Annotated in this window: 17 protein-coding genes and 2 riboswitches; of the genes, 12 read left to right on the forward strand and 5 right to left on the reverse strand. The window is 72.0% G+C overall.

Going from position 1 to position 22909, the window contains the following annotated elements; all coding sequences use genetic code 11:
* Positions 1-30: 30 nt before the first annotated feature.
* Positions 31-134: riboswitch (glycine riboswitch) on the forward strand.
* Positions 135-137: 3 nt separating this feature from the next.
* A riboswitch (glycine riboswitch) is annotated at positions 138-251 on the forward strand.
* Between the two features lie 68 nt (positions 252-319).
* From BM228_RS25440 to BM228_RS25465, 6 genes are all read left to right on the forward strand, one after another.
* Complete coding sequence (locus tag BM228_RS25440; protein WP_092044960.1) at positions 320-1582, forward strand: D-amino acid dehydrogenase; 1263 nt, start codon at positions 320-322, stop codon at positions 1580-1582.
* 289 nt (positions 1583-1871) lie between these two features.
* Positions 1872-3005 carry a threonine synthase gene (locus BM228_RS25445; protein ID WP_092045002.1) on the forward strand — a complete coding sequence of 378 codons (1134 nt, stop codon included), beginning with the start codon at positions 1872-1874 and terminating at the stop codon, positions 3003-3005.
* A gap of 53 nt (positions 3006-3058) precedes the next feature.
* Positions 3059-4180, forward strand: coding sequence for a DSD1 family PLP-dependent enzyme (locus tag BM228_RS25450; RefSeq protein WP_092044962.1), 1122 nt, complete (start codon positions 3059-3061; stop codon positions 4178-4180).
* Between the two features lie 146 nt (positions 4181-4326).
* Complete coding sequence (locus BM228_RS25455; protein WP_092044963.1) at positions 4327-5256, forward strand: ornithine cyclodeaminase family protein; 930 nt, start codon at positions 4327-4329, stop codon at positions 5254-5256.
* A gap of 48 nt (positions 5257-5304) precedes the next feature.
* Positions 5305-6066, forward strand: a complete 762-nt coding sequence (gene cobF / locus BM228_RS25460) for a precorrin-6A synthase (deacetylating) (protein ID WP_092044965.1) — start codon at positions 5305-5307, stop codon at positions 6064-6066.
* Between the two features lie 71 nt (positions 6067-6137).
* On the forward strand, positions 6138-7829 hold the full coding sequence (locus BM228_RS25465) for a DEAD/DEAH box helicase (RefSeq protein WP_092044966.1): 1692 nt from the start codon (positions 6138-6140) through the stop codon (positions 7827-7829).
* 508 nt (positions 7830-8337) lie between these two features.
* On the opposite strand, the gene BM228_RS25470 is transcribed toward BM228_RS25465, so the two are convergent.
* The 5 genes from BM228_RS25470 to BM228_RS25490 form a co-directional block, all read right to left on the reverse strand.
* Positions 8338-9465: a hypothetical protein gene (locus BM228_RS25470; RefSeq protein ID WP_244537308.1), complete on the reverse strand. Its 1128-nt coding sequence runs from the start codon at positions 9463-9465 to the stop codon at positions 8338-8340.
* A gap of 161 nt (positions 9466-9626) precedes the next feature.
* Positions 9627-10655, reverse strand: coding sequence for a patatin-like phospholipase family protein (locus BM228_RS25475; RefSeq protein WP_092044969.1), 1029 nt, complete (start codon positions 10653-10655; stop codon positions 9627-9629).
* A 111-nt stretch (positions 10656-10766) separates the two neighbouring features.
* Complete coding sequence (locus BM228_RS25480; RefSeq protein ID WP_244537309.1) at positions 10767-13973, reverse strand: efflux RND transporter permease subunit; 3207 nt, start codon at positions 13971-13973, stop codon at positions 10767-10769.
* The gene (locus BM228_RS25485) at positions 13966-15063 is read right to left on the reverse strand and encodes an efflux RND transporter periplasmic adaptor subunit (protein ID WP_092044971.1); all 1098 of its coding nucleotides are present in this window, start codon (positions 15061-15063) and stop codon (positions 13966-13968) included. Before BM228_RS25485 ends, BM228_RS25480 begins: the two co-directional genes overlap by 8 nt.
* A gap of 113 nt (positions 15064-15176) precedes the next feature.
* Entirely contained in the window at positions 15177-16430 is a 1254-nt protein-coding gene (locus BM228_RS25490; RefSeq protein ID WP_208612098.1) for a sensor histidine kinase, read from the reverse strand.
* 162 nt (positions 16431-16592) lie between these two features.
* Here BM228_RS25490 and BM228_RS25495 point away from each other — a divergent pair, with 162 nt between their 5' ends.
* From BM228_RS25495 to ytfQ, 6 genes are all read left to right on the forward strand, one after another.
* Positions 16593-16856 carry a hypothetical protein gene (locus tag BM228_RS25495; protein WP_092045007.1) on the forward strand — a complete coding sequence of 88 codons (264 nt, stop codon included), beginning with the start codon at positions 16593-16595 and terminating at the stop codon, positions 16854-16856.
* A 101-nt stretch (positions 16857-16957) separates the two neighbouring features.
* A complete protein-coding gene (locus tag BM228_RS25500) occupies positions 16958-17179 on the forward strand; it encodes a hypervirulence associated TUDOR domain-containing protein (RefSeq protein WP_092044973.1) in 222 nt (73 codons plus the stop codon).
* Positions 17180-17301: 122 nt separating this feature from the next.
* Positions 17302-17805 (forward strand): (2Fe-2S)-binding protein, encoded by a 504-nt coding sequence (locus BM228_RS25505; protein WP_092044974.1) that lies wholly within the window; start codon positions 17302-17304, stop codon positions 17803-17805.
* Positions 17802-18842, forward strand: a complete 1041-nt coding sequence (locus tag BM228_RS25510; protein WP_092044976.1) for an FAD binding domain-containing protein — start codon at positions 17802-17804, stop codon at positions 18840-18842. Before BM228_RS25505 ends, BM228_RS25510 begins: the two co-directional genes overlap by 4 nt.
* Positions 18843-18853: 11 nt before the next feature.
* The gene (locus BM228_RS25515) at positions 18854-21112 is read left to right on the forward strand and encodes a xanthine dehydrogenase family protein molybdopterin-binding subunit (RefSeq protein WP_092044977.1); all 2259 of its coding nucleotides are present in this window, start codon (positions 18854-18856) and stop codon (positions 21110-21112) included.
* Between the two features lie 810 nt (positions 21113-21922).
* Positions 21923-22888 carry a galactofuranose ABC transporter, galactofuranose-binding protein YtfQ gene (gene ytfQ / locus BM228_RS25520; protein WP_425284994.1) on the forward strand — a complete coding sequence of 322 codons (966 nt, stop codon included), beginning with the start codon at positions 21923-21925 and terminating at the stop codon, positions 22886-22888.
* Positions 22889-22909: the final 21 nt, after the last annotated feature.

Raw genomic sequence — 22909 nt, forward strand, 5'->3', positions numbered from 1 at the left:
CCGAATCGGGGTATCGATACCCCAGCCCATCGCGACGATGCGGGAGAGACCGGGATCCACCCACCAGAGGGGGACCCGGCGCCGACGGAGCAACCGCCCCGGAAACTCTCAGGCACCGGAACCGTGTCGTCAGGGCGATCTGGAGAGCGGTGCAGCGGATCCTGTTGGGTCCGTGGGCACCCGCCGAAGGGGACGTCCGTGCCAGCCTCGCCAGGGCCGGCCGGATCAAGCTCTCAGGCACCGGGACAGATGGGGCGCGCAACCGGCCAACCCGCAGGGGAGGGCCTCACCGCGTCCGCACGTCTCGGAGTTCCACACCATGACCCACATCGCCGTCATCGGCGCCGGCATCACCGGCGTGACCACCGCCTATGCGCTTGCCCAGCGCGGCTACAGCGTCACCGTCCTCGACCGGCAGCGCTACGCCGCCATGGAGACCTCCTTCGCCAATGGCGGCCAGCTCTCGGCCTGCAACGCCGAGGTCTGGAACAAGCTCTCCACCGTGCTCCACGGCGTCCAGTGGATGATGCGCCGCGACGCGCCGCTGCTGATGAATCCCACCCCCTCCTGGCACAAGCTGTCCTGGATGGCGGAGTTCATGCGCGAGATCGCCCATTACCGGCAGAACACCGTGGAGACCGTGCGGCTGGCGCTCAAGGCGCGCACCGCCCTGTTCGCCATGGCCGAGGCCGAGGGCATCGATTTCGACCTCAAGACCCGCGGCATCCTGCATTTCTACCGGGACCGGGCGAGTTTTGAGAAGGCGCATGCCGTCAATGCGCTGCTGCGGGAGGGCGGGCTCGAGCGCTACGCTGTGACCCCGGAGGAGATCCGGGCGATCGAGCCGACGCTGGCCGGCGCCTATGCGGGCGGCTACTACACCCCGTCGGACGCCACCGGCGACATCCACAAATTCACCCGGGGCCTCGCCGCCGCCTGCGCCCGCAAGGGCGTCCGCTTCGTCCACGACGCCAGCGTCGAGACGATCGCGGCCGGGGAGGGGGGCTACGCCATCGGCTGGCGGCGCGCTGACCGGCCGGCCGCCGACCCGCAGGCGCTGCAGGCCGACGCGGTGGTGATCTGCGCGGGCTGTGCCAGCCGGCGCTTCGCCGCGATGTTGGGCGACCGGGTCAACGTCTACCCGGTGAAGGGCTACTCGATCACCGTGAACCTGCTGACCCCGGAGGCGCAAGCTGCGGCCCCGGAGGTGAGCATCCTCGACGAGGCGGCCAAGATCGTCACCAGCCGGCTCGGCGACGAGCGCCTGCGGGTCGCCGGCACCGCCGAGTTCAACGGCTTCAACCGCGACATCCGCCACGACCGGGTGCAGCCGCTGATCGACTGGACCCGGGAGCAGTTCCCGCTGGTCGACACCGACCGGGTGGTGGCCTGGAGCGGCCTGCGCCCGATGCTGCCGAACATGCTGCCCAAGGTCGGCCGCGGCCGCCGGAAGGGGGTCTTCTACAACACCGGCCACGGCCATCTCGGCTGGACCCTCTCGGGCGCCACCGCCGAGCTCCTGGCCGAGGCGGTGGCCGCGGAGCACGCTCCGGAGGCCGTGAGTTTGAACCTGGCGGCCTGATGCAGCCTGGAAGTCCGGGGCTCCCAAAGGACCAGCCCTTTGGCGGGTGATCAGGGCGGAGCCCTGATGAGGATGGGAGCTTCGCTCCGCACCCGACAGGATCCCGGACGTCCCACGGCCGACGTGCCAGATCGGATTATTATGTATACACTAGAGCATCATCCCGAAAGGTGGTTTCCGAATTTCGGAAAATATGGTGCAAAATCAAAAGCCTAGAGCATCGTCCCGGTTCTGATCTCCGGGACGATGCTCTAGCCGAGCCGCCCCGGATCCCCGAGCCGTGATGCGCATGCCCCCTGCCTATATCGACCCCGCGACCGGAGCCTCCTACCCGATCGAGATCCCGCGCTGGCGGGGCGATTCGGGCGGCCCGCTGATGATCTCGCCGCTGCCCGGGATCGACCGGGGGCAGATCGATACCGGGGCGCGCTCGCTCTGGCGCTACGCCGCGTCGCTGCCGGTGGCGGTCACGGATCCGGTCTCGCTGGGGGAGGGCTGCACGCCGCTGGTGCGCCGGCCCTGGCGGGGGCGCCAGGCGCATTTCAAGCTCGAATGGTTCGCCCCCTCGGGCAGCTTCAAGGATCGCGGCGCCTCCGTGATGCTGTCGATCCTGCGCCAGCAGGGCATCGACGCGGTGCTGGAAGACTCGTCCGGCAACGGCGGCGCGGCTGTGGCGACCTACGCGGCCGCCGCGGGGATGCGGGCCAAGATCCTGGTCCCGGCCTCGACCTCGCCGGCCAAGACCGTGCAGATGCGCGCCGCCGGCGCCGAGGTCGAGCTGATCCCCGGCACCCGCCAGGACACCGCGGACGCGGCCGTGCGGCAGGCCGAGGAGATCTTCTATGCCAGCCACAACTGGCAGGCGCATTTCCTCCAGGGCACCAAGACGCTCGCCTACGAGCTGTGGGAGGATCTGGGCTTCTCCGCCCCCGACGCGGTGATCATCCCGTGCGGGGCAGGCAGCAACATCCTGGGCTGCGACATCGGCTTCTCGGAGCTGCTGCGCCGGGGGGCAATCGCCCGGCTGCCGCGCCTCTACGCGGTGCAGCCGGCCCATTGCGCGCCCCTGCATGCCGGCTTCCAGGCGGGGGCCGAGGATTATGTGCCGGTCACCCCGCGTCCGACGCTCGCCGAGGGCGCCTCCATCGCCCAGCCGGTGCGCGGCCGGGCGGTGCTGGCGGCGCTCCGCCGCTCCGGGGGCGGCACCGTGGCGGTCTCCGAGGCGGCGATCGAGGCGGCGCTGATGGAGCTCGCCCGCTCCGGCCTCTACGTCGAGCCGACCTGCGCGATGGCCGCGGCGGCGCTGACCGACCTGACCGCGAGCGGCGCGATCGGCCCCGACGAGACCGTCGTGGCGGTGCTTACCGGCACCGGCATCAAGGCGACGCCGCGCATCGCCGAGCTTTTGGGTCTCGCCCCGTGAGCCGCCGAGGCGACCGAGAAACGAAAAAACGCCCGATCAGGAGGAGACACCCCATGCGCAACAACATTCCCGCCCGCGTCGGCATGCCGGTCGAGGAGATCGACACCCCCTGCCTGATGGTCGATCTCGACGCCTTCGAGCGCAACGTCGACAAGCTCGGCCGCTTCATGAAGGAGAACGGCCTGCGCCACCGGGCCCATGCCAAGACGCACAAATCCTCCGACATCGCGACCGTGCAGATCGAGCGGGGCGGGGCCTGCGGCGTCTGCTGCCAGAAGGTCAGCGAGGCCGAGGCTTTGGTCAGCGCCGGCATCCGCGACGTGCTCGTGTCGAACCAGGTCGTGGCGCCCCAGAAGATCGAGCGCCTGGCCGCGCTGGCCACCCGGGCGCGGGTGCTGGTCTGTGTCGACGACCTCGGCAATGTCGATGACCTGTCGGCAGCTGCAGTGAAGTACGGAGTCACCCTCGAGGCTCTGGTGGAGATCGATGTCGGCGCCGGCCGCTGCGGCGTCGCCCCCGGCGAGCCCGCGGTGGCGATCGCGAAAAAAATCGCGGCGGCGCCGGGGCTGACATTCGCCGGGCTGCAGGCCTATCAGGGCCGGGCGCAGCACGTGCGCGACTACGCCGAGCGCAAGGCGTTGATCCAGGCGGCGATCGACGACACGAAGCGCACCGTCGACCTGCTGAAGGCCGAAGGGCTCGATTGCGCCATCGTGGCGGGCGCCGGCACCGGCAGCTTCGCCCTGGAGGGCGGCAGCGGCGTCTACAACGAGCTGCAATGCGGCTCCTACGTGTTCATGGACGCCGACTACCAGCGGGTGAAGGACGCGAGCGGCCAGCCGATCGGCGACTTCGAGAACAGCCTGTTCATCGTCACCTCGATCATGAGCAAGGCGAAGGCCGATGTCGCGATCTGCGACGCCGGCCTGAAGGCCCAGAGCATCGACAGCGGCCTGCCCCTGGTGTTCGGCCGGAGCGACGTCGAATACATCAAGTGCTCGGACGAGCACGGGGTGATCAGCGATCCCGGCAACGTGCTCAAGCTCAACGACCGCCTGAAGCTGATTCCGGGCCATTGCGACCCGACCGTCAACGTCTACGACTGGTATGTCGGCGTGCGGAACGGCCGGGTCGAGGCGGTCTGGCCGGTCACCGCCCGCGGGATGACGCTGTGATGGCGTCTGTACCGTCATGGGTTCCCAAAGGGCGAGCCCTTTGGCGGGTGCAGGGCGGAGCCCTGATTCATCACGGCAGGGCGCTGCCCTGCACCCGCAAAAGGTCGCAGACCTTTTGAAACCATGACCTTGGAGATCGTCACGTCATGCGCTTCATCTCGGAAGAGGAATCCGCCGCCCTGGTCGATCACGCCCTGGCGTTCGCGGCGGCCCGGGAGGCGCTGATCGCCGCGGTCGCGCCGGGCACCACCCTGTTCCCGGCGGTGCTGGGCCACGGCTCGGAGCCGACCAACCGGTTCTCGATCAAGTCGGGATCGACGGCCGATTATGCCGGCCTGAAGGTCGGCTCGTTCTGGCCGGGCAATCCCGACCGGGGCCTGCCGCGGCACAATTCGGTGATCCTGCTGTTCGACCAGGCTGTCGGCCGAGTCGACACGGTGATCGAGGCGGGCCGCGTCAACGCCTACCGCACCGCCGCCGCCGACGCGGTGGCGGCGAGCGTCCTGGCCCGGCCGGATTCGGCGGTGCTGGCGGTGTTCGGCGCCGGCAACCAGGCGGAGTTCGAATGCGCGGCGCTCGCCCGGATCCTGCCGATCCGGACCGTGCTGGTGGTGGCGCGCGACGCGGCCAAGGTCGCGGGGTTCGGCGAGCGCCTGCGCGGGCAGGGGATCGCCGTGGAGGTGCGGGCGGCCGATCCGCAGGAGGCCTGCCGGGCCGCCGACGTGATCGTGACGGCGACGCCCGCGCGGGCGCCCTTGTTCGAGGTCGATTGGGTCCGCCCCGGCACCCATGTCGCCGCCATGGGGGCGGACGCGAAGGGCAAGCAGGAGCTGCCCCCGGCCCTGCTGGAGCGGGCGGCCCTCTACTGCGACCTGCCCGAGCAATCGCGCACCATCGGCGAGTTCCAGCACGCCCCCGCGGCGGCGGATCTGCAGGCGATCGGCGCCGTGCTCCGAGCCGGGGAGGGGGGGCGGACCGACCCGAAGGCGATCACGGTGTTCGATTCCTCCGGCATCGCCCTCCAGGACCTGACCATCGCCCGGGCGATCCTCGCCAAAGCGGACGGGCGCGGGTAGGGGACGCCGACGCCGGCCCTCCCCCGGCCCGGCGGAGGACAAAGCGGCATGCAGGACAGGCAGATCCGGGTCATCGGCATCGGCACGGGCGATCCCGAGCACCTGACCCTCCAGGCGGTGCGGGCGCTCTCCGATGTCGACGCGGTGTTCGTGCTCGACAAGCGCGCCGAGACCGCCGACCTCGTCGACATCCGCAAGCGGATCTGCGCCGCCCATATCCGAAACCCCCACCGGGTCGTCACCGTCGAGGACCCGCCCCGGGAGCGCCGCCCGGCCGATTACGGCGCCACCGTCGAGGCCTGGCATGCGGCCCGGGCCGAGCGGCTGGAGGCGGCCTTCGCGGCGGAACTCGATACGGGTCAGGTCGGGGCGATCCTGGTCTGGGGCGACCCGGCCCTCTACGACAGCACCCTGCGGATCCTCGACCGCATTGCGTCGCGCGGGCGTCTCGCCCTGAGCTACGCCGTGATCCCCGGCCTCTCCAGCGTGCAGGTCCTGGCCGCCCGCCACGGCGTGCCGCTCAACGCCATCGGCGGCCCGGTGCTGATTACCACCGGGCGCCGCCTCGCCGCGGGCTGGCCGGAGGATGCCGAGAGCGTCGTGGTGATGCTCGACGGCGATCCGAGCTTCGCCCATCTCGACCCGGATCTGACGATCTACTGGGGCGCCTATCTCGGCAGCCCGGACGAGATTTTGGTCTCCGGCCGCCTCGGCACAGTTGGCGACGAGATCCGGCGGGTCCGGGGCGAGGCCCGGGCGCGGCACGGCTGGATCATGGATATTTATTTGTTACGCCGGCTTGCTGCGTGAGGGGATCCAAGCGCCCCCGCCGTGACCCCGCCGCCACGGACAGGGCGGCCCGACCCGGCTAGACCGCCGCCATGCTGCGCTTGCGGGACTACCAGCGCGCCAGCCTCGACGCGCTCGCGGCCGCCTGGGGGCGGGGAGGGGGCGACGCGGCGGCGCCCGGACATCTGGTCGTGCTGCCCACCGGGGCCGGCAAGGCCCTGGTCATCGCCGCCCTCGCCCGGGAGGCGGTGACAAAAAACCCCCTCGCCCGGGTGGCGATCGTCACCCACAGCCGCGAGCTCGTCGCCCAGAATTTTTCGGAGCTGACCCGCTACTGGCCGGAAGCGCCGGCCGGCATCTTCTCCGCCGGGCTCGGGCGGCGGGAGGCCGGGGCGCAGGTCCTGGTCTGCGGGATCCAGTCCGTGGCCGACCGGCTCGACGCGGTCGGCCCGCGCGACCTCGTGATCGTCGACGAGGCGCACCTGATCCCCCGCGCCGCCCAGACCCGCTACGGCCGGTTCCTGGCGGGCCTGCAGGCGCTGACGCCCGGGATGCGGGTGGCGGGCTTCACCGCGACCCCCTACCGGCTCGATTCCGGCCGGCTCGACGCAGGGGAGGGTCGCCTGTTCGCCGGGATCGCCTACGAGGCCGATACCGGCGACCTGATCCGGCGCGGCTTCCTGGCGCCCCTCGTCTCCAAGGCGACCCTGACCCAGCTCGACGTCTCCGGGGTCGGCCGGCGCGGGGGCGACTACATCCCGGGGGAGCTGGAGGCGGCGGTCAACCGCGACTGGATCACTAAGGCCGCCGTGGCCGAGCTGACGGAATACGGCAGCGGCCGCCGGGCCTGGCTCGCCTTCTGCGCCGGCCTCGCCCATGCCGAGGCCGTGCGCGACGCGGTGCGGGCCGAGGGGTATTCCTGCGAGACGGTCTCGGGGGAGACGCCCCGCCGGGAGCGCGACCGGATCGTGTCGGCGTTTCGGGCGGGAAAGATCCGCTGCCTGACCTCGGTGGGCGTGCTCGGCACCGGCTTCAACGCCCCGGAGGTCGACCTCGTGGCGCTGCTGCGCCCGACCCGCAGCACCGGCCTCTACGTCCAGCAGGTCGGCCGGGCGCTGCGCTGCGCCCCCGGCAAGGAAGACGCGCTGATCCTCGACTATGCCGGCCTGGTGCGGATGCACGGGCCGGTGGACGCCGTGACGGCGCAGAGTGCCGCTCAGGTGCTCGGCGGGGCAGGGGGCCTGCGCGCCAAGCCCTGCCCTGGCTGCGGCGCCCTGATCGCCCTGAACGCCTCCACCTGCGAGGCCTGCTGGACCGAGCCGGAGACGGAGGAGGAGGGCGCCCCCCTGCACGACGCCGCGGCCGAGGACGAACTGCCGATCCTCTCGGCCGACATCGTGCCGGCCTCCGAGCCGGCCGGCCCTGCCCCGGAGGCGGAGGCACCCTGGCATCCGGTGACCGATCTGAGCCTGGAGGCGGCCCCGGACGGGCTCGACCTCGTGCTCGGCTGGCGGGACGGCACCGCCGCGGCCGATTGGCGGGTGCGCCTGCGGCCCGAGCGCAGCGGCTACGAGCGGGAGAAGGCGGTGCTGTGGTGGCGCGGGCTCGGCGGCGGCCGCGACGCGCCGATGGACACTGCCGGCTTCCTGGACCAGGCGGAGGCCCTGGACCGGCCGGCGGCGATCCGGATCCGGCCGGGCCGGCTGTCGGACCAGATCGAGTGCCGCGCCCAGGACGGCCGGATCTTCGTCGACCAGAGCCGGCTCGCCGGACGCGCCGCGTGACGCCGCGGGGAGGGCGCTTTCGGCCCGGGTTCCTCGAACCGCCCTCACCCGGTTCCGCCGCTTCGCCGACGCGGCGCGGCTCGGGCGTGGGGCCGTTTCGCGGCACCGGGGCTCGGGCCGGCTCTCGGAGGCCGGCCAGAGCCAGGCGGGATACGCCGCTCCGATCCGGCGGCGAACCCAGCCATCTGGCATGCCAGACCCCCTCACCCGAGCACCCTGGCGGCCTTAGTTCCATAATATATCTTATGCGAACTCTGGATCTAGGTCGGGAGGGGTGTGGTTGGGGTCCAATGGCTGGGTCCGGGATATCTCCTGACGGCCCTGGCGCAGGATCCGGGTAGCAGCTTCCAGAACCACACCGTCATCCCCGGGCCGCGTAGCGGAGCCCGGGATCCAGATCCGCCGACAGGTCGAGGTCTTGCGGGCCGTCGGCGGTTCGCGATCGGCGCTTCCGACGGCCTCGTCAGGGCCGGGCTCGCTTGCTGAGCTCTGGAATGGCGCACGGGCGTTACGGCAGCTTCGAACGCAGCCAGCCGAACAGGCGGCGCCCCGGGAAGCGGGCAGGCGGCATCCGGATTGTGGGCGCGGCCCCCTCCTCCGGGATCGGGCCCTCGTGGAAGCGCGCGCCGAACGACCAGAACGCGTCCCGCTTGGTTCCGATCATGCCGAGCCCCACGGGCTCGCGGTCGACGTTCGGGCGCATCCGTCCGCCGGCCCAGACGCGCTGCCAGCAGCCGCGCCGGGACAGGTCGGCGTCGCGCCAGCCCAGGCGCCCATGGCCGGCGACGGCAAAGATCCGCTCGCCGCCGAACGTCTCGGGGATCCACACCCAGGTCGAGAACACGTAGGCCTTGTCGGTGCCGAGGCGGGCCGGGTCGACCGCCCGCGTATAGGCGCTGAGCGCCTGGGTCGGGTGCCGCCCGGCATGCCGGCGCAGGCCGCCCGGCAGCGTCAGGGCGTCCGCGAAGGCCCCCGCCCCCAGGTCGGTCGGCGCCTGGCCGTGCGCCAGCGCGTAGGCGCTGTCGATGAGGTGGAGCCAGGGTTCGAGATCGACCTCCCAGGCCTGCTCGGTGGGGGCGAAGCGGCGCACCCGCCCCGCGATCACCCGGTCGGCGGCCCGCCGGGCCGGCTCCGGGCGCCAATCCGGCCCGGCCTCGGTGACGCGCAGCAGCGTCGAGGGGCCGTGCGCCCAGACCGCCTCGGACAGGCGCTCGAACGCGGAATCCGGGACGTCGCGGCCGACCTTGCGGACCAGGATCTTCGATCCGTCGGCGAGGTCGTCCAGCATCTTGCGCTTGAGGTGGGCGAGGCGGCCGTATTCGCGCTCGACCAGCACCTCAGGGTCGATCGAGCCCGCGGGATGGCCGGTGTTCGCCCAGATGTTGTAGGCCACGCTGTGGCAGTAATAGGTGCCGCCGTCGCTCACCGCGATGCGCAGGTCGCCCGGCACGCCGAAATCCGCGAAGCCGCAGCGCAGGCCGCGGATCAGATCCTCCATCGGCGTGTAGGAGAACCGCAGCAGCCCGGACGGCTCGACGCCGCCGTAGCGCTGCACGAAGCCGAACTCGCAATTGTCGCCCAGGCTCCGAAACCCGTGGAGCCGCTCCGAAAGCCTCGCGGCCGCCGCGTTCCTCATCCCGGTCACTGTCGTTCGCTCTGATCCACCGAGCCCTTTCGCGACAGATCGCGGTGTTCGCCCAGGTTTGTCCAGCCCTGTGCACACATGGGCGCCGCCGCGGGGCGGGCCGGGAGGAGGGGGTTTTTCGGGTCCGGTGCCGTGGAGCCCCCTCCCCGGCCTCAGGGTGCGATGGCCGCCTCCAGGGTCTGCAGGCTCGAATCCGCGCCGATCGCGTGGCCGGATTCCGCCAGCCAGCTTTCGGCCGTGGCGCGGCCGAGGTCGCGCAGGGCGCTGATCGTCGACCAGCGGGTGTCGAGCTTGCTGACCGCGCCGCCGGCCAGCTCGCAGGGCGCCTGCAGCAGGTGGATGTTGATGTCGGCGATGGCCCGCATCCGGGCATCCTGTGCCCCAGTCTCCCTTGCGTAACGCTGCACTTCGGTGAGCGCCTTCAGGTCGCGCATTAGGCAGGCGTTGAAGCTGATGTCGCTGACTCGCCCGGCGACCTCGGAGGGCAGCAGGCCGATCGCGTCGGTGACGAACGGGGTCAGCTGCAGGACGATCAGGTCGGTGGCGCCGTGGCCGTTGAACACGAGGGGCTCCAGGGCCGGGTTGGCGGCGTAGCCTCCGTCCCAGTAGCGCCGGCCGTCGATCTCCACGGGGGCGAACAGCTCCGGCAGGCAGGAGGAGGCCATCAGCGCCTTCAGCGTCACCTCGGAGCCGGTGAACAGCCGCGCTGCCCCGGTGAGGATGTCGGTGGCCGAGACGTAGAGCGGCACCCGCTCCTGCCGGGCGACGGTCTCGAGGTCGATGCTGGCGCGCACCACCGCCTGGAACAGGTGCATGTCGCGCAAGGCCGGCAGGAACGGCGAGACATAGGCCGAAGCCTCGCGGAACAGGGCCAGGGACCGGGCGACGAACGGGTCCAGGAAGGGCTCGAAGGAGGCCCCGAACCCCTCGAAGCCGCGCAGGGGCGAGCGCTCGGCGGTGGCCCGCCACAGCCGCTCCAGGGCCTCCCGGCCGCCGTCATCGCCGCCGGTGGCCAGGCCCGCCACCAGGGCGGCGCCGTTCAGGGCGCCCGCGCTGGCGCCGCTGACCGCGACGATCTCGATATGCTCCTCCAGCAGCCGGTCGATCACCCCCCAGCCATAGGCGCCGTAGGAGCCGCCCCCCTGGAGCCCGAGGGCCACGCGCGGTTTCATCTCTGCCATCGTCCCTGTTGATCCTGCGCTCGCGCCTCATCGCAAGCCAGCGGCAACGCGCCCGCGCCCGAATTGCTGCACTGCGTCAGCCGTGCGGCTGCGCAGGCCCGGACCCGGGCCTCAGGCGGCCCGGGCCTGCGCGTCCAGCCCCCTCCCCGGCCCCCGGAACCGGGCGAAGCGCAGGGCGAGCTCGGGCAGGATCGCCAGGGTGAGCAGCGTCGCGGTGACGAGGCCGCCCAGGATCACCAGCGCCATCGGGCCCTCGATCTCCCGTCCGGGCTCCCCCGCTCCCAGCGCCAGGGGCAGCAGGCCGAGGCCGGTGACCAGGGAGGTCATCAGGATCGGCACCATCCGGTCGGCGGCGCCCTCCACGGCGGTGGCCCGGTTCCAGGGGCGGCCCGCGGTGACGAGCTGCTCGTAATGGGCGATCATCATCACGCTGTTGCGCAGGCTGATGCCCGACAGGGTGACGAAGCCGACGATCGACCCGAGGGACAGCACGCCCCCGGTGAGCACGATCGCCGCCACACCGCCGACGAACGCGAAGGGCAGGGTCACCAGGACCAGCAGCAGGTTCGCCCCCGAGCCGGTGACCACGGCGAGCAGCAGCACGATGCCGAACCCGGCGAGCGCGGCATGGGCCAGGAGGTCGGTGCGCGCCTGGGCCTGCGCCTCCGCGGCCCCCGCGAAGGCGACGTAGACGCCCTCCGGCAGGCGCATCGACCGGGCGATCTTGGCGCGCGCCGCCGCCACGAAGCCGGCCACGTCCCGGCCCTCGACCGCCGCGGTCACCGTCTGGACCCGCTGGGCGCCCTGGTGCTGGACCTGGTAGCGGCCGGTGCTCTCGTAGATATCGGCCACCTGCGAGAGCCGGACGTAGCGCCCGCCCGGATTGCGCAGGGGCAGGTCGCCCACCGCGCTGAGCCGGCCGCGGGACCGGGCGTCGAGGATCACCAGCACGTTGAACACCGCGTTGCCGACATAAGTCTGGCCGACCGTGTCGCCCTGATAGGCGGTGCGCACCGATTCCAGCACCTCGATCGCGTCGAGGCCCCAATGGCGCAGATCCGCGGGGCGCAAGGCGGCGGTCACCTGGGGCAGCCCGGCCGGGGCTGCGAGTTGCACGTCGCGGGCGCCCCGCACCTCGGCGAGTTCGCGCGCCACCGCCCGGGCGGCGGCCTCGATCCGGGGCAGGTCGTCGCCCACGAGGTTGACCACCACGGGCGCGGTATGACCCGAGACCGTCTCCTCGATCCGCTCGGTCAAAAAGGTCTTGAGCGAGAAGGCCGCCCCCGGGAAGCCCGCCGTGAGGGCGCGGATCCCGGCCTCCGTGGCCCGCTGGGCCGCGCCGTCGAGGCCGGGTTCGAGGTCGATATGGATCTCGCTGTAATGGGTGCCGGCGGTGTCCTGCCCGGCCTCGGCCCGGCCGATCTGCGCCGCCACGGTCCGGACCCCCGGGATGCCCTTGAGGCCGGCGGTGATCAGGCCGCCCAGGCGCTGCGATTCCTGCAGGGCGGTGCCGGGGGCCGCGGCCATGTGCAGGATCAGGTGGCCCTCCTTCAGGTCGGGCAGGAAGCTGGCGCCGAGCCGGGGCACCAGGGCGGCCCCGGCCAGGACCGCAAGCGCGCTCGCGAGAATGGCGGTGCGCGGCACCCGCCCGATCCCGGCGAGCAGCCCGCGATAGGCCGCCCGGCAGAGGCGCACCACCGGCGGGTCGGCGGCTTCGGCCTTGGCGCGCCCGGTCCCGCCGAGCAGCATCAGGGCGAGGGCGGGCGTGACCGTGAGCGCGACCAGCAGCGAGGCCAGCACGGCGGCGATGTAGGCGAGCGCCAGGGGGCCGAACAGGCGGCCGGCCACCCCGGTGAGCGCCAGCACCGGCAGGAACATCAGCAGCACCGCCAGGGTGGCGTAGGCGACGGCGCCGCGCACCTCCAGGATGGCGTCGAACACGACGCGGGGCCCGCCGCTCCTCCCTTGTGCCCGGGCCTCGCGCAGGCGCCGGGCGACGTTCTCGACGCCGATCACCGCGTCGTCCACCACCTCGCCGATGGCCAGCGCCAGCCCGCCCAGCGTCATGGTGTTGAGGCTCTCGCCCCAGGCCTGGAGGGCGAGCGCTGCAGCGATCAGCGAGAGCGGGATCGCGGCCGCACTGATCAGGGCCGTGCGCCAGTCGGCCAAAAAAACCAGCAGGACGACGACGACCAGGGCGCCGCCCAGCATCAGCGCCTGGAGGACGTTGCCGTTGGCGACGTCGACGAAGTTCGCCGGGCGGAACAGGTCGGCGTGCAGGCTCACCCCCGCCCGCGCCAGGGCCGGCCGCAGCTCCGCCAGGGCCGCCTCCAGGCGCCGGGTGACGGTCCGCGTGTCGACCCCGACCTGGGCGCCGACCATCAGCAGCACGCCGGGCTTGCCGTCCACCAGGGCCGCGCCGATCGCCGGCTCGGGGGCGGCCAGGATCGTGGCGACGTCGGCCAGGACCACGCTCGCCCCGCCCTCGTTGACCAGCACGGTGCGCCCCAGCGCCTCCGGGGTGAGCGACTGCCCCTCGGTGCGCAGGCCGACCCGCTGGTTGGGCGTGTCCACGAAGCCGGCGCCCCGCACCCCCGTGGCCTTGCGGGCGGCCGCCAGCACGTCGTTGAGCCCGACCCGGTAGCGGATCAGGTCGTCGGGACGGACCTGCACCTGGAGGGCGCGCACGTCGCCGCCATAGACCGAGACCTGGGCGATGCCCGGCACCGCTTGGAGGCGCAGCCGGACCGTCCAGTCGGCGAGCGTGCGCAGGTCCATGGCGCTGCGGCTGTCCGAGGTCAGGCCGATCAGCAGCACCGTCGAGGTGGAGGAGGTCAGCGCCGTCATGGCGGGCGCCATGACGCCCTGCGGCAGCCGTCCGGCCAGGGCCGCCAGGCGCTCGTTGACCCGCTGGCGCACCCGGTCGACGTCGCTGCCGGCCCGGAACGCCGCGCTGATCACCGACAGGCCCTGGATCGAGGAGGAGCGCAGGGTCTCCAGCCCGGGCAGGCCGCCCACCGCCCCCTCGATCGCCTGGGTGACCAGGACCTCGACCTGCTCGGGATCGAGGCCCGGCGCCTCGGTCTGGATCGTCACGGTGGGCGGCGCGAATTCCGGAAAGACGTCGTAGCGGGCGCTGCGCAGGGCGTAGAGGCCGAAGACCAGGAGGGCGCAGGCCAGGGCCAGCACCACACGCGGCCGCCGCACCGAGAACCCGACCAGCCCGGCCTGGGGGCCGCGGGGGAGCGGCTCACCTTGATTCAACGCGCTCGCCGGCGCCGAACCGGTATCCACTTCGGCGGCGCGCGCTTTAGTCATCGTCGTCGCCGGAGACCCGGATCTGGCCCTTCATCTCCTCGGAGAGCAGGGCCTGGCCGCCCTTCAGCACGATCTCGGTGCCGTCGGGCAGGTCCTCGACCACGAAGGAATCGGCCGAGAGCGGCGCGTCGGCCCGGACCGGGTGGCGGATATAACCGCCCTGCATCCCCCGGTAGACCCAGGTGCCCCCCTCCCCGTGCACGACGGCGTCTTCCGGGACCAGCACCCCGGTGGCCGAGCGGGCGGCGGGCAGGAACGCCATCGTGCTCATGCCGGGCAGGAGGCCGCCCGCCCCGGAGACGAGATAGAAAAAGCTCTGGCCCTGGATCCGGGGATCGGTGCGGGTCGCCGGGGAGACCAGCCGCAGGGGCACCCGGTCGCTCTGCGGCGGCACCTCCGCGAAGGCGGCTTCCGGCGGCGGGTTCAGGGACTCGCCCGGGGGCAGGGTCACCTGCATCAGGAAGTCGGCGCGCTCGATCAGGCGGGTGACCAGGGGCGCCCGCTCGACGATGCCCCGGCCGAGCACCGGCCCCCATTCCTGCTGGGCGGTGGCCGCCAGGGTGCGCAGCTGCGATTCCGCGGCCGTCACGGCGGCCTGATCGGTCAGGGCTGTGCCCTCGGCGGTCTCGATCTGGGCGGCCGCCATGGTGGCGGTGCCGAGGCTGCGGGCCCGCCGCGCGGCGCTGGTCGAGACCTCGGCCCGGGCTCGGGCGGTCTGGAGCCCGGCCACGGCGCCGGCATAGGCGTTGGTCAGCTCCGTCACCCGGGCGAGGTCGAGGACGCTGCCATAGGCGGTCAGCTCCTGGCGGTGCGCCCGGGCCGGCAGGATGGCAGTCTCGAGGCCGACCCGGGCGCGTTCCTCCGGGGTGAGCCGCACGATGGTGCGCCCGTCCTCCACGGCGACGCGCGCGGTGGCCTTCAGCTCCGGGGCGCCGGCAGCGGGGGCGGCGGGCAGGAATGGGGTAACGAGGCCGTTCAAGGCGGCGAGCAGGGGCGCGCCCCGCTCGCGCAGGTCCGGCTCGGAGAGGGCGGCGAGCCCGAGGAGGCCCGCCAGGGCCAGCCCTGCCAGCAGCACGCGCCGCCGTCGCATCCCGTCCCCTCCGCAAGCGCCGGCATCGGGCGACCCCGGCGGCGATTGCCACTTTTGCCCGGTTTCTTCGTCCGAATCTACCTGAACTTGAGCGCAGGCGCCGGGACGGCAGCTCAGGTCTCCAGGGGCACCTCAAGCCGGAAGCAGGTCCCCTGCCCCGTCCGCGGCAGCGTGAGCTGGCCGCCGAGCTGCCGGGTGAGGCTGCCCACCACCCGCATGCCAAGGCTCTTCGAGGCGCGGCCGATCTCGAAATCCGCCGGCAGCCCGACGCCGTCGTCGGCGACCTCGACCACCAGGGTGTCGAGGGCACGCTCGGCCCGGACCCGGATCGCGCCGCCTTCGGGATGGGTCTCGGGCGGGTAGGCGTATTTCAGCGCATTGGTGACGAGCTCGTTGACCAGGAGTCCGATCGGGATCGCCCGGTCCGCCGAGATCCGCTGCGCCGCCGCCGTGCAGGTGAGGTTCAGGCCCGGCGCGCCGCTGTCGAGATTGGCCACCAGCTTCTCCAGGAACGGCGCGAGGTCGAGCTCGCCGGGCACGCCCTCCCCCTCCCCGTCCCCGGCCTTGTCTCCTTGTCGCCAGAGCTGGTCGTGGACGCCCGCGATGGCCTCGACGCGGCTGCGGGCGTCCGACAGGGCCGCCTGCACGGCGGGCTCGGCCTCGGCGGCCCGGGCCTGGAGGGCGAGCAGGCTCGCCACGATGGCGAGGCTGTTCTTGACCCGGTGGCTCATCTCCCGAGCCAGGAGATCCTGCCGGGCCAGCGCGGCCCGCAGCAGGCTCTCGGTGCGCTGGCGCTCGATGGCGCCGCCGAGCAGGTTGGCGAAGCCCTGCATGAAGGCGATGTCGGCCTCCTCGAACATGCCCTCGCGGGTGTCGTCCACCTCCAGCACCCCGAAGGCGCCGTCCCGGTTCTCGATCAGCACGTTGATCGCCCGGCGGATGCCGTGATCGGCCATGAGCTGGGGCGTGCGGAAGCGGGTCTCCTCGGCGAGGTGGTTCGAGATCACCGGCCGGCCGGTCTTGAGGGCGAAGCCCGCCGGGGAGGCGAGATCGGCCCCGACCCGGGCCTGCCCGATCACGTCCGGCCCCCAGCCGACGCCGGCGCGCACCAGCAGCAGGTCCTCGCCGCGGCGGTATTCCAGCGCCTTGCAGAACTCGGCCCCCATCCCCCGCGCGCACAGCTCCGCGGCCCGCTGCAGCAGGTGGTCGACATCGGTGCCGCGCAGGGCCTCGACCCCGAACTCGGACAGGATCACCTGCTGGCGCAGGCGGTAGCCGAGATCGGGGGGCGCGAGACCCGGTGCGGCGGGGTCCTCGGAGGCGTCCGGGCTGGGTTCCACGGCGGTCTGATCGGTCTTTACGGTCATGGGCGGGGGCAGAGTAGCAGGAAGGCGGTCCCAGGGCGACGCGGACCCGCCGGGCCGGCCGGCCGCCAGCGGCGCACCGGATCGTCGCACCTCTGGCCATCCCCGGACCCCGTGGCGCCGGGCGGCGTTCCGTCAGTCGAACCCGTCTCGATGGAGGGCACCATGGCCGACGATGTGAACGGACTCTCCGACAAGGCGCTCTCGATCTTCGCCTTCGCGGCCTATCACCGCCTCGTCAGCGGCGAGCGCGTCACCTCGGTCATCCGCAAGGACGGGGCCGGGCACGAGGCCGACCCGGCGGGCGTGAAGGAGCTGGAAGAGCGCGGCCTCGTCACCGCCGGCGAGACCGATATCGACCTCGGCGACACCGCCCAGGCGACCGTGGAGGCGATGGTCGTGGCGTTGCGCGGGGAAGTCGGGCGCTGAAGGCCCGCTTAGGTCGCTCGGCTGCGGCATTCCGGCCGGGGATAGCCGGGAACGCCCTCGCCCGCGGCGGCCTTCTCCCGCACCAGACGATGGAGCGTGGAATGAGCAAGGCCAACGTGAAGACCGGGGACGACGTCACCTACAAGTGGGGCAAGGGCACCGTCGAAGGCGAGGTGACAAAGGTCCACACCAAGGATGTCGAGAAGACCATCAAGGGCAACACGGTCAAGCGCGAGGCCTCGAAGGACGAGCCGGCCGTGGAGATCAAGACCGGGAAAGGCAAGACCGTCCTCAAGTCCGTCTCCGAGGTGACGGTCAAGTAAGCCGATCCGCGCAGGCGCGTCGCTCTGTGAGCTTGCGCACATGATCCCCGCCCCGGGGTCTCGCCGGAGGCGGGGTGCCGGCTATCTGTAACGGTTCCAGCCTTTGCCAGCCGGGACCCAGCATGACCATTCCCCTCAGGCTCACCCTGAACGGGCAGGCCCGCGAGATCGCCCTCGACGATCCGCGCGTCACCCTCCTCGATCTCCTGCGCGAACGGCTCGGCCTGACCGGCGCCAAGAAGGGCTGCGACCGCGGCCAGTGCGGCGCCTGCACGGTGCTGGTGGATGGCAGGCGGATCAATGCCTGCCTGACGCTCGCCGTGAGCCTCGACGGCGCCGAGGTCCTGACCATCGAGGGGCTGGCCGAGGGCGACCGGCTGCACCCGGTCCAGGCAGCCTTCATCGCCCATGACGGCTTCCAGTGCGGGTTCTGTACCCCCGGCCAGATCATGAGCGCCGTCGGCCTGATCCGCGAGGGCCATGCCGGCACCGATCCCGAGCGTATCCGCGAGGGCATGAGCGGCAACCTCTGCCGCTGCGGCGCCTATGCCGGCATCCTGGACGCGGTGCAGGACGCTTCGCGCGGCGCCGCCGGCCAGAACGAGCAACGGGAGGACGCGGCGTGAGGAACTTCGACTACATCCGCCCCGCGAGCCTGCCGGAGGCCGTCGCGGCCGGGCAGCAGCCCGACACCGCCTATCTCGCCGCCGGCACCAACCTGGTCGACCTGATGAAGGGCGGCGTCACCGCCCCGGCCCGGATCGTCGACATCACCCGGCTGCCGGGTCTCTCCAGCATCGAGCAACTGCCGGACGGCGGCACCCGGATCGGCGCGCTCGTGCGCAACAGTGACCTCGCCTACGACCCGGCCTTCGAAAAAACTTACCCTATGGTGGCCGAGGCCCTGCTGGCCGGCGCCTCGGCGCAGCTGCGCAACGCCGCGACGGTGGGCGGCAACCTGATGCAACGCACTCGCTGCCCGTTCTTCACCGACGCGGTCTCGCCCTGCAACAAGCGCGCGCCCGGCTCCGGCTGCGCGGCACTCGGGCATGCCACCCGGATCCACGCCGTCCAGGGCTGGAGCGAGCACTGCATCGCCACCAACCCGTCCGATTTCTGCGTGCCGCTCGCCGCCCTCGACGCCGTGGTCGAGATCGCCGGGCCGGACGGCGCCCGGGAGGTGCCGCTCACCGCCTTCCACACCCTGCCCGGCGACCATCCCGAGCACGAGACGGCGCTCCGTCCGGCCGAGCTGATCACCGCCGTTCGGCTGCCCCCCGAGGCGGCCGCGTTCCAGGGCCATGCCCGCTACCTCAAGGTCCGCGACCGCACCTCCTACGCCTTCGCGGTGGTCTCGGCGGCGGCCGCCCTTACGCTGGACGGCCAAAAAATCGGGCGAGCCCGGCTGGCCTTCGGCGGGCTGGCTCTCAAGCCTTGGCGGGTGGAGGCGGCCGAGGCCGCGCTCGCCGGCCAGGCGCCCTCCCCCGAGGCCTACGCCAAGGCCGCCGCCCTGGCGCTCGACGGCGCCAAGCCCACCGGCGAGGCCAACGCCTTCAAGATCGAGCTCGCCCGCCGCGTCGCGATCCGGGCGCTGACGCTGGCTGCCGCCGGGACCCCCGCCCGGATCCCGGCCCTTCCCGCTTCCCCGTTCGGCATCGTCTGAGGACAGACCGCATGACCGCGACCGCCACCCCCCTGAACGCCGCCGCCGGCACCCGCCACGGCTCCAGCATCGGCCAGCCGCTGACCCGTCGGGACGGCCCCCTCAAGGTGACCGGCCAGGCCCGGTTCTCCGCCGACAACCTGCCCCCCGGCACGCTCCACGCGGCGCTTTGCGTCGCCCGGATCGCAAAGGGCCGGGTCACCGGCCTGAACCGGTCCGCCGCCGAGGCCCATCCGGGCGTCGTCGCGGTGATGACCCCGGACAACGCCCCCAAACTCGCCCAGGACCCCGACGCCAAGGCCGGGCCGTTCATCTTCCGCCTGGATCTGCTGCAGAACGACCGGGTCCGCTACGCCAACCAGCCGATCGCCGTGGTGATCGCCGAGACCCTGGAGGCCGCCACCGAGGGCGCGCGGCTGCTGGCGCCGACCTACGAGACCGAGACGCCCCGGATCGGCCTCGACGCGGGTGACGTGTTCACCCCGGATTCCGTCGGCGTCGGCGCGGCCCCGGCCGAGAGCGACGGCGACGTCGAGGCGGGCCTGGCAGCCGCATCGAGCACCATCGCGGCCACCTACGAGACCCCGGCCCAGTATCACAACGCCATGGAGCCGCACGCGGCCCTGGCCCAGTGGGACGGCGATCGGCTGACCCTGCACATGCCGACCCAGGGGCTCGCGATCTCGCAGGGGCGGCTCGCCGGGCTGTTCGGGATCAAGCCCGACGACATCCACATCGAGAGCCCCTATCTCGGCGGCGGCTTCGGCTCCAAGGGCGTGCCCTCGGGGCCGCAGGTGCTGGCCTGCATGGCGGCCCGGATGGTCGGACGCCCGGTCAAGCTGGTGCCGACCCGGTCGCAGATGTACGGCCCGATGGGCCATCGCGGCCCGACCCGGCAGACGCTGCGGCTCGGCACCGACGCGGCCGGCAAGCTCACGGCTTTGGACCACCACATCCTCACCGCCTCCTCGAGCTTCGACGACTTCTTCGAGCCGGCCGGCCGGGCGACCAGCACCCTCTACGCCAGCCCGGCCATCGCCATCCGGCACGAGGCGGTGCGGCTCGATACCGGCACACCCCTGTTCATGCGCGCGCCCGGCGAGGCCACCGGCAGCGTCGCCCTGGAGAGCGCGCTGGACGAGATGGCGCACGAGCTCGGCATGGACCCGCTGGCGTTCCGTCTCGCCAACTACGCCGAGGTCGAGCCGATCACTGGCAAGCCGTTCTCCTCCAAGGCCCTGCGCGAATGCTACCGGCGCGGCGCCGAGGCGTTCGGCTGGACCGGGCGCCCGCTGCAACCCCGCCAGACCCGGGACAAGGACGGGTTCCTGGTCGGCACCGGCATGGGCACTGCCACCTTCCCGGCCCTGATCTTCGAAGGCATGGCCCGGGCCGAGATCCGCGCCGACGGCACCGGCACGGTGGAGCTCGGGGCGATCGACATGGGTCAGGGCGCCTGGACGGCTTTGGCCCAGATCGCCGCCGACGGGCTCGGGATCGGCATGGAGGCCCTCACCTTCCGGATGGGGTCTTCCGATCTGCCGAATGCCGGCATCGCGGGCGGCTCCGGCCACACCGCCACGGCCGGCAACGCGATCCACGCCGCGTCCCAGGACGTGATCGCCCAGCTGGCCAAGCTCGCCACCGACGACCCCGCCTCCCCGCTCTACGGTGCGGGCAATGCCGGCGTGACCGCCGCGGACGGCCGTCTGACCCGGCGCGACGACCCGAGCCGCAGCGAGTCGTTCGCCGACATCCTCAAGCGGGCCGGGCGGGCCAGCATCGAGGGCCAGGGCAAGGCCGGCGCCGACCCGGCGGCCCAGAAATCCTACGCGATGCACGCCCACGGGGCGGTCTTCGCCGAGGTGAAGGTCGATCCCGATCTCGGCCAGATCCGGGTCAGCCGGCTGGTCGGCGCCTTCGCGGCGGGCCGGGTGATCAATCCCCGGCTGGTCCAGAGCCAGTATTACGGCGGCATGATCTGGGGCCTGTCCTTCGCCCTGCACGAGCGCGCCGAGATGGACCCACGCACCGGCCGCTTCCTCAACGACAACCTCGCCGAGTACCATGTGCCCGTGAACGCCGACATTCCGGCGATGGAGGCGATCCTAGTCCACGAGGAGGATTCGATCGTGAACACGCTCGGCGTGAAGGGCGTCGGCGAAATCGGCATCACCGGCACGGTCGGCGCCATCGCCAACGCGGTCTGGCACGCCACCGGCGTGCGGGTGCGCGAGATGCCGATCACCCTGGACAAGCTTTTGGGCTGATCCCGACGGGCTGAACGGCCAGAACCCTGCCCAATCGGGCAGGGTTTTTTGCTGTTTGACGGACCGCTTGCCTCAACCGAGGGACGGCACAGGCTCGCGGCGCGGCCTCTCCTGGACGGTTACAGGATCCTCACGCTTCCGGACATGACGCGGGTCCCCTCTCCCGTGCGGGAGAGGGACAGGGTGAGGGGACAGGGTCTTCCGGAAAGGGCGGGTCCCTCACCCCAACCCTCTCCCGCACGGGAGAGGGGGCGCGTCGCGGCCTTCACGTTCTGATCCGGGAGCTTGAAGCAAACGGACAGGGACCCCGCGTCCTCCACGAGCGATGGTGCAGTGGGCCCCTGTCCAACCCGCGCCAACCGCTTCACGCGCATCACCGGTTGGCGCCGCTCTGACAGCAACCAGTCGGCCCGCCTTAAACTCAGACAATTTTGTCGCTGAAAACCCTCCGGCTCGTCGAATCACCAACCCGCCACCCGTCGGCAAACCGGCGCGTGCGCACCAATCAACCTCCCGAAACGCGCGACGGCGAAGGCGGAAGGCGCTGCTCGGAAGCCCGATGCGGAAGGGCGGCCTTCCCCGTTCCGGAATCACCCAAGAATCACAATGACCTGATAGAGCGCGCTGTTTCTCCGGATATGCGGCCGCTGTGCAGGCCCGCATAGGGCCGGCGGTCTCGCCGCATTGCAGGCTTGGCGCCCTCTGGGGCTGCGTCGCGAGACCGGCTGTTCAACCCGCCGCGCATATGTCATACATATGGTGACCGATCGCTCTGAAGAGGCGGCGGACGCATTCATAGGGGGGACGTCGATGAGAGGGACCATTTCCATCAAGGCCATGCTCGCGGGCGCGCTTCTCGCGTGGGCCGGCGGGGCCGAGGCGGCTTCGCTGACCGTCGGGTTCTCGCAGATCGGTTCCGAATCCGGCTGGCGTGCCGCCGAGACCACCGTGACCAAGAACGAGGCCAAGAAGCGCGGCATCACCGTCAAGATCGCCGACGCGCAGCAGAAGCAGGAAAACCAGATCAAGGCGATCCGGTCCTTCGTGGCCCAGGGGGTCGACGCGATCCTGCTCGCCCCGGTGGTCGCCACCGGCTGGGATGCGGTGCTCAAGGAAGCCCGCGACGCGAAGATCCCGGTGATCCTGCTCGACCGCGACATCGATCCCGCCGGCAAGGAGCTCTACCTGACCGCCGTCACCTCCGACAGCGTCGAGGAGGGCCGGGTCGCCGGCGCCTGGCTGACCAAGACGGTCGGCGAAAAGCCCTGCAACGTGGTCGAGCTCCAGGGCACGGTCGGCGCCAGCGTCGCCACCAACCGCAAGAAGGGCTTTGACGCCGCCATCGCGCCCCACGCCAACATCAAGCTCGTGCGCAGCCAGACCGGCGACTTCACCCGGGCCAAGGGCAAGGAGGTGATGGAGAGCTTCATCAAGGCCGAGGGCGGCCAATCGATCTGCGCGGTCTACGCCCACAACGACGACATGATGGTCGGCGCCATCCAGGCGATGAAGGAAGCCGGCCTGAAGCCCGGCAAGGAGATCCTGACGGTCTCGATCGACGCGGTGCCCGACATCTTCAAGGCGATCGCCGCGGGTGAGGCCAACGCCACCGTCGAGCTCACCCCCGACATGGCCGGCCCCGCCTTCGACGTGCTCAAGGCCTACAAGGAGAAGGGCACCGTCCCGCCCAAGTGGATCCAGACCGAGTCGAAGCTCTACACCGCCGCCGACGACCCGCTGAAGGTCTACAACAGCAAGAAGAACCTCGGCTACTGACGCACTGACCGACCACTGCGA

Source organism: Methylobacterium pseudosasicola, assembly GCF_900114535.1.
Taxonomy (GTDB): Bacteria; Pseudomonadota; Alphaproteobacteria; order Rhizobiales; family Beijerinckiaceae; genus Methylobacterium; species Methylobacterium pseudosasicola.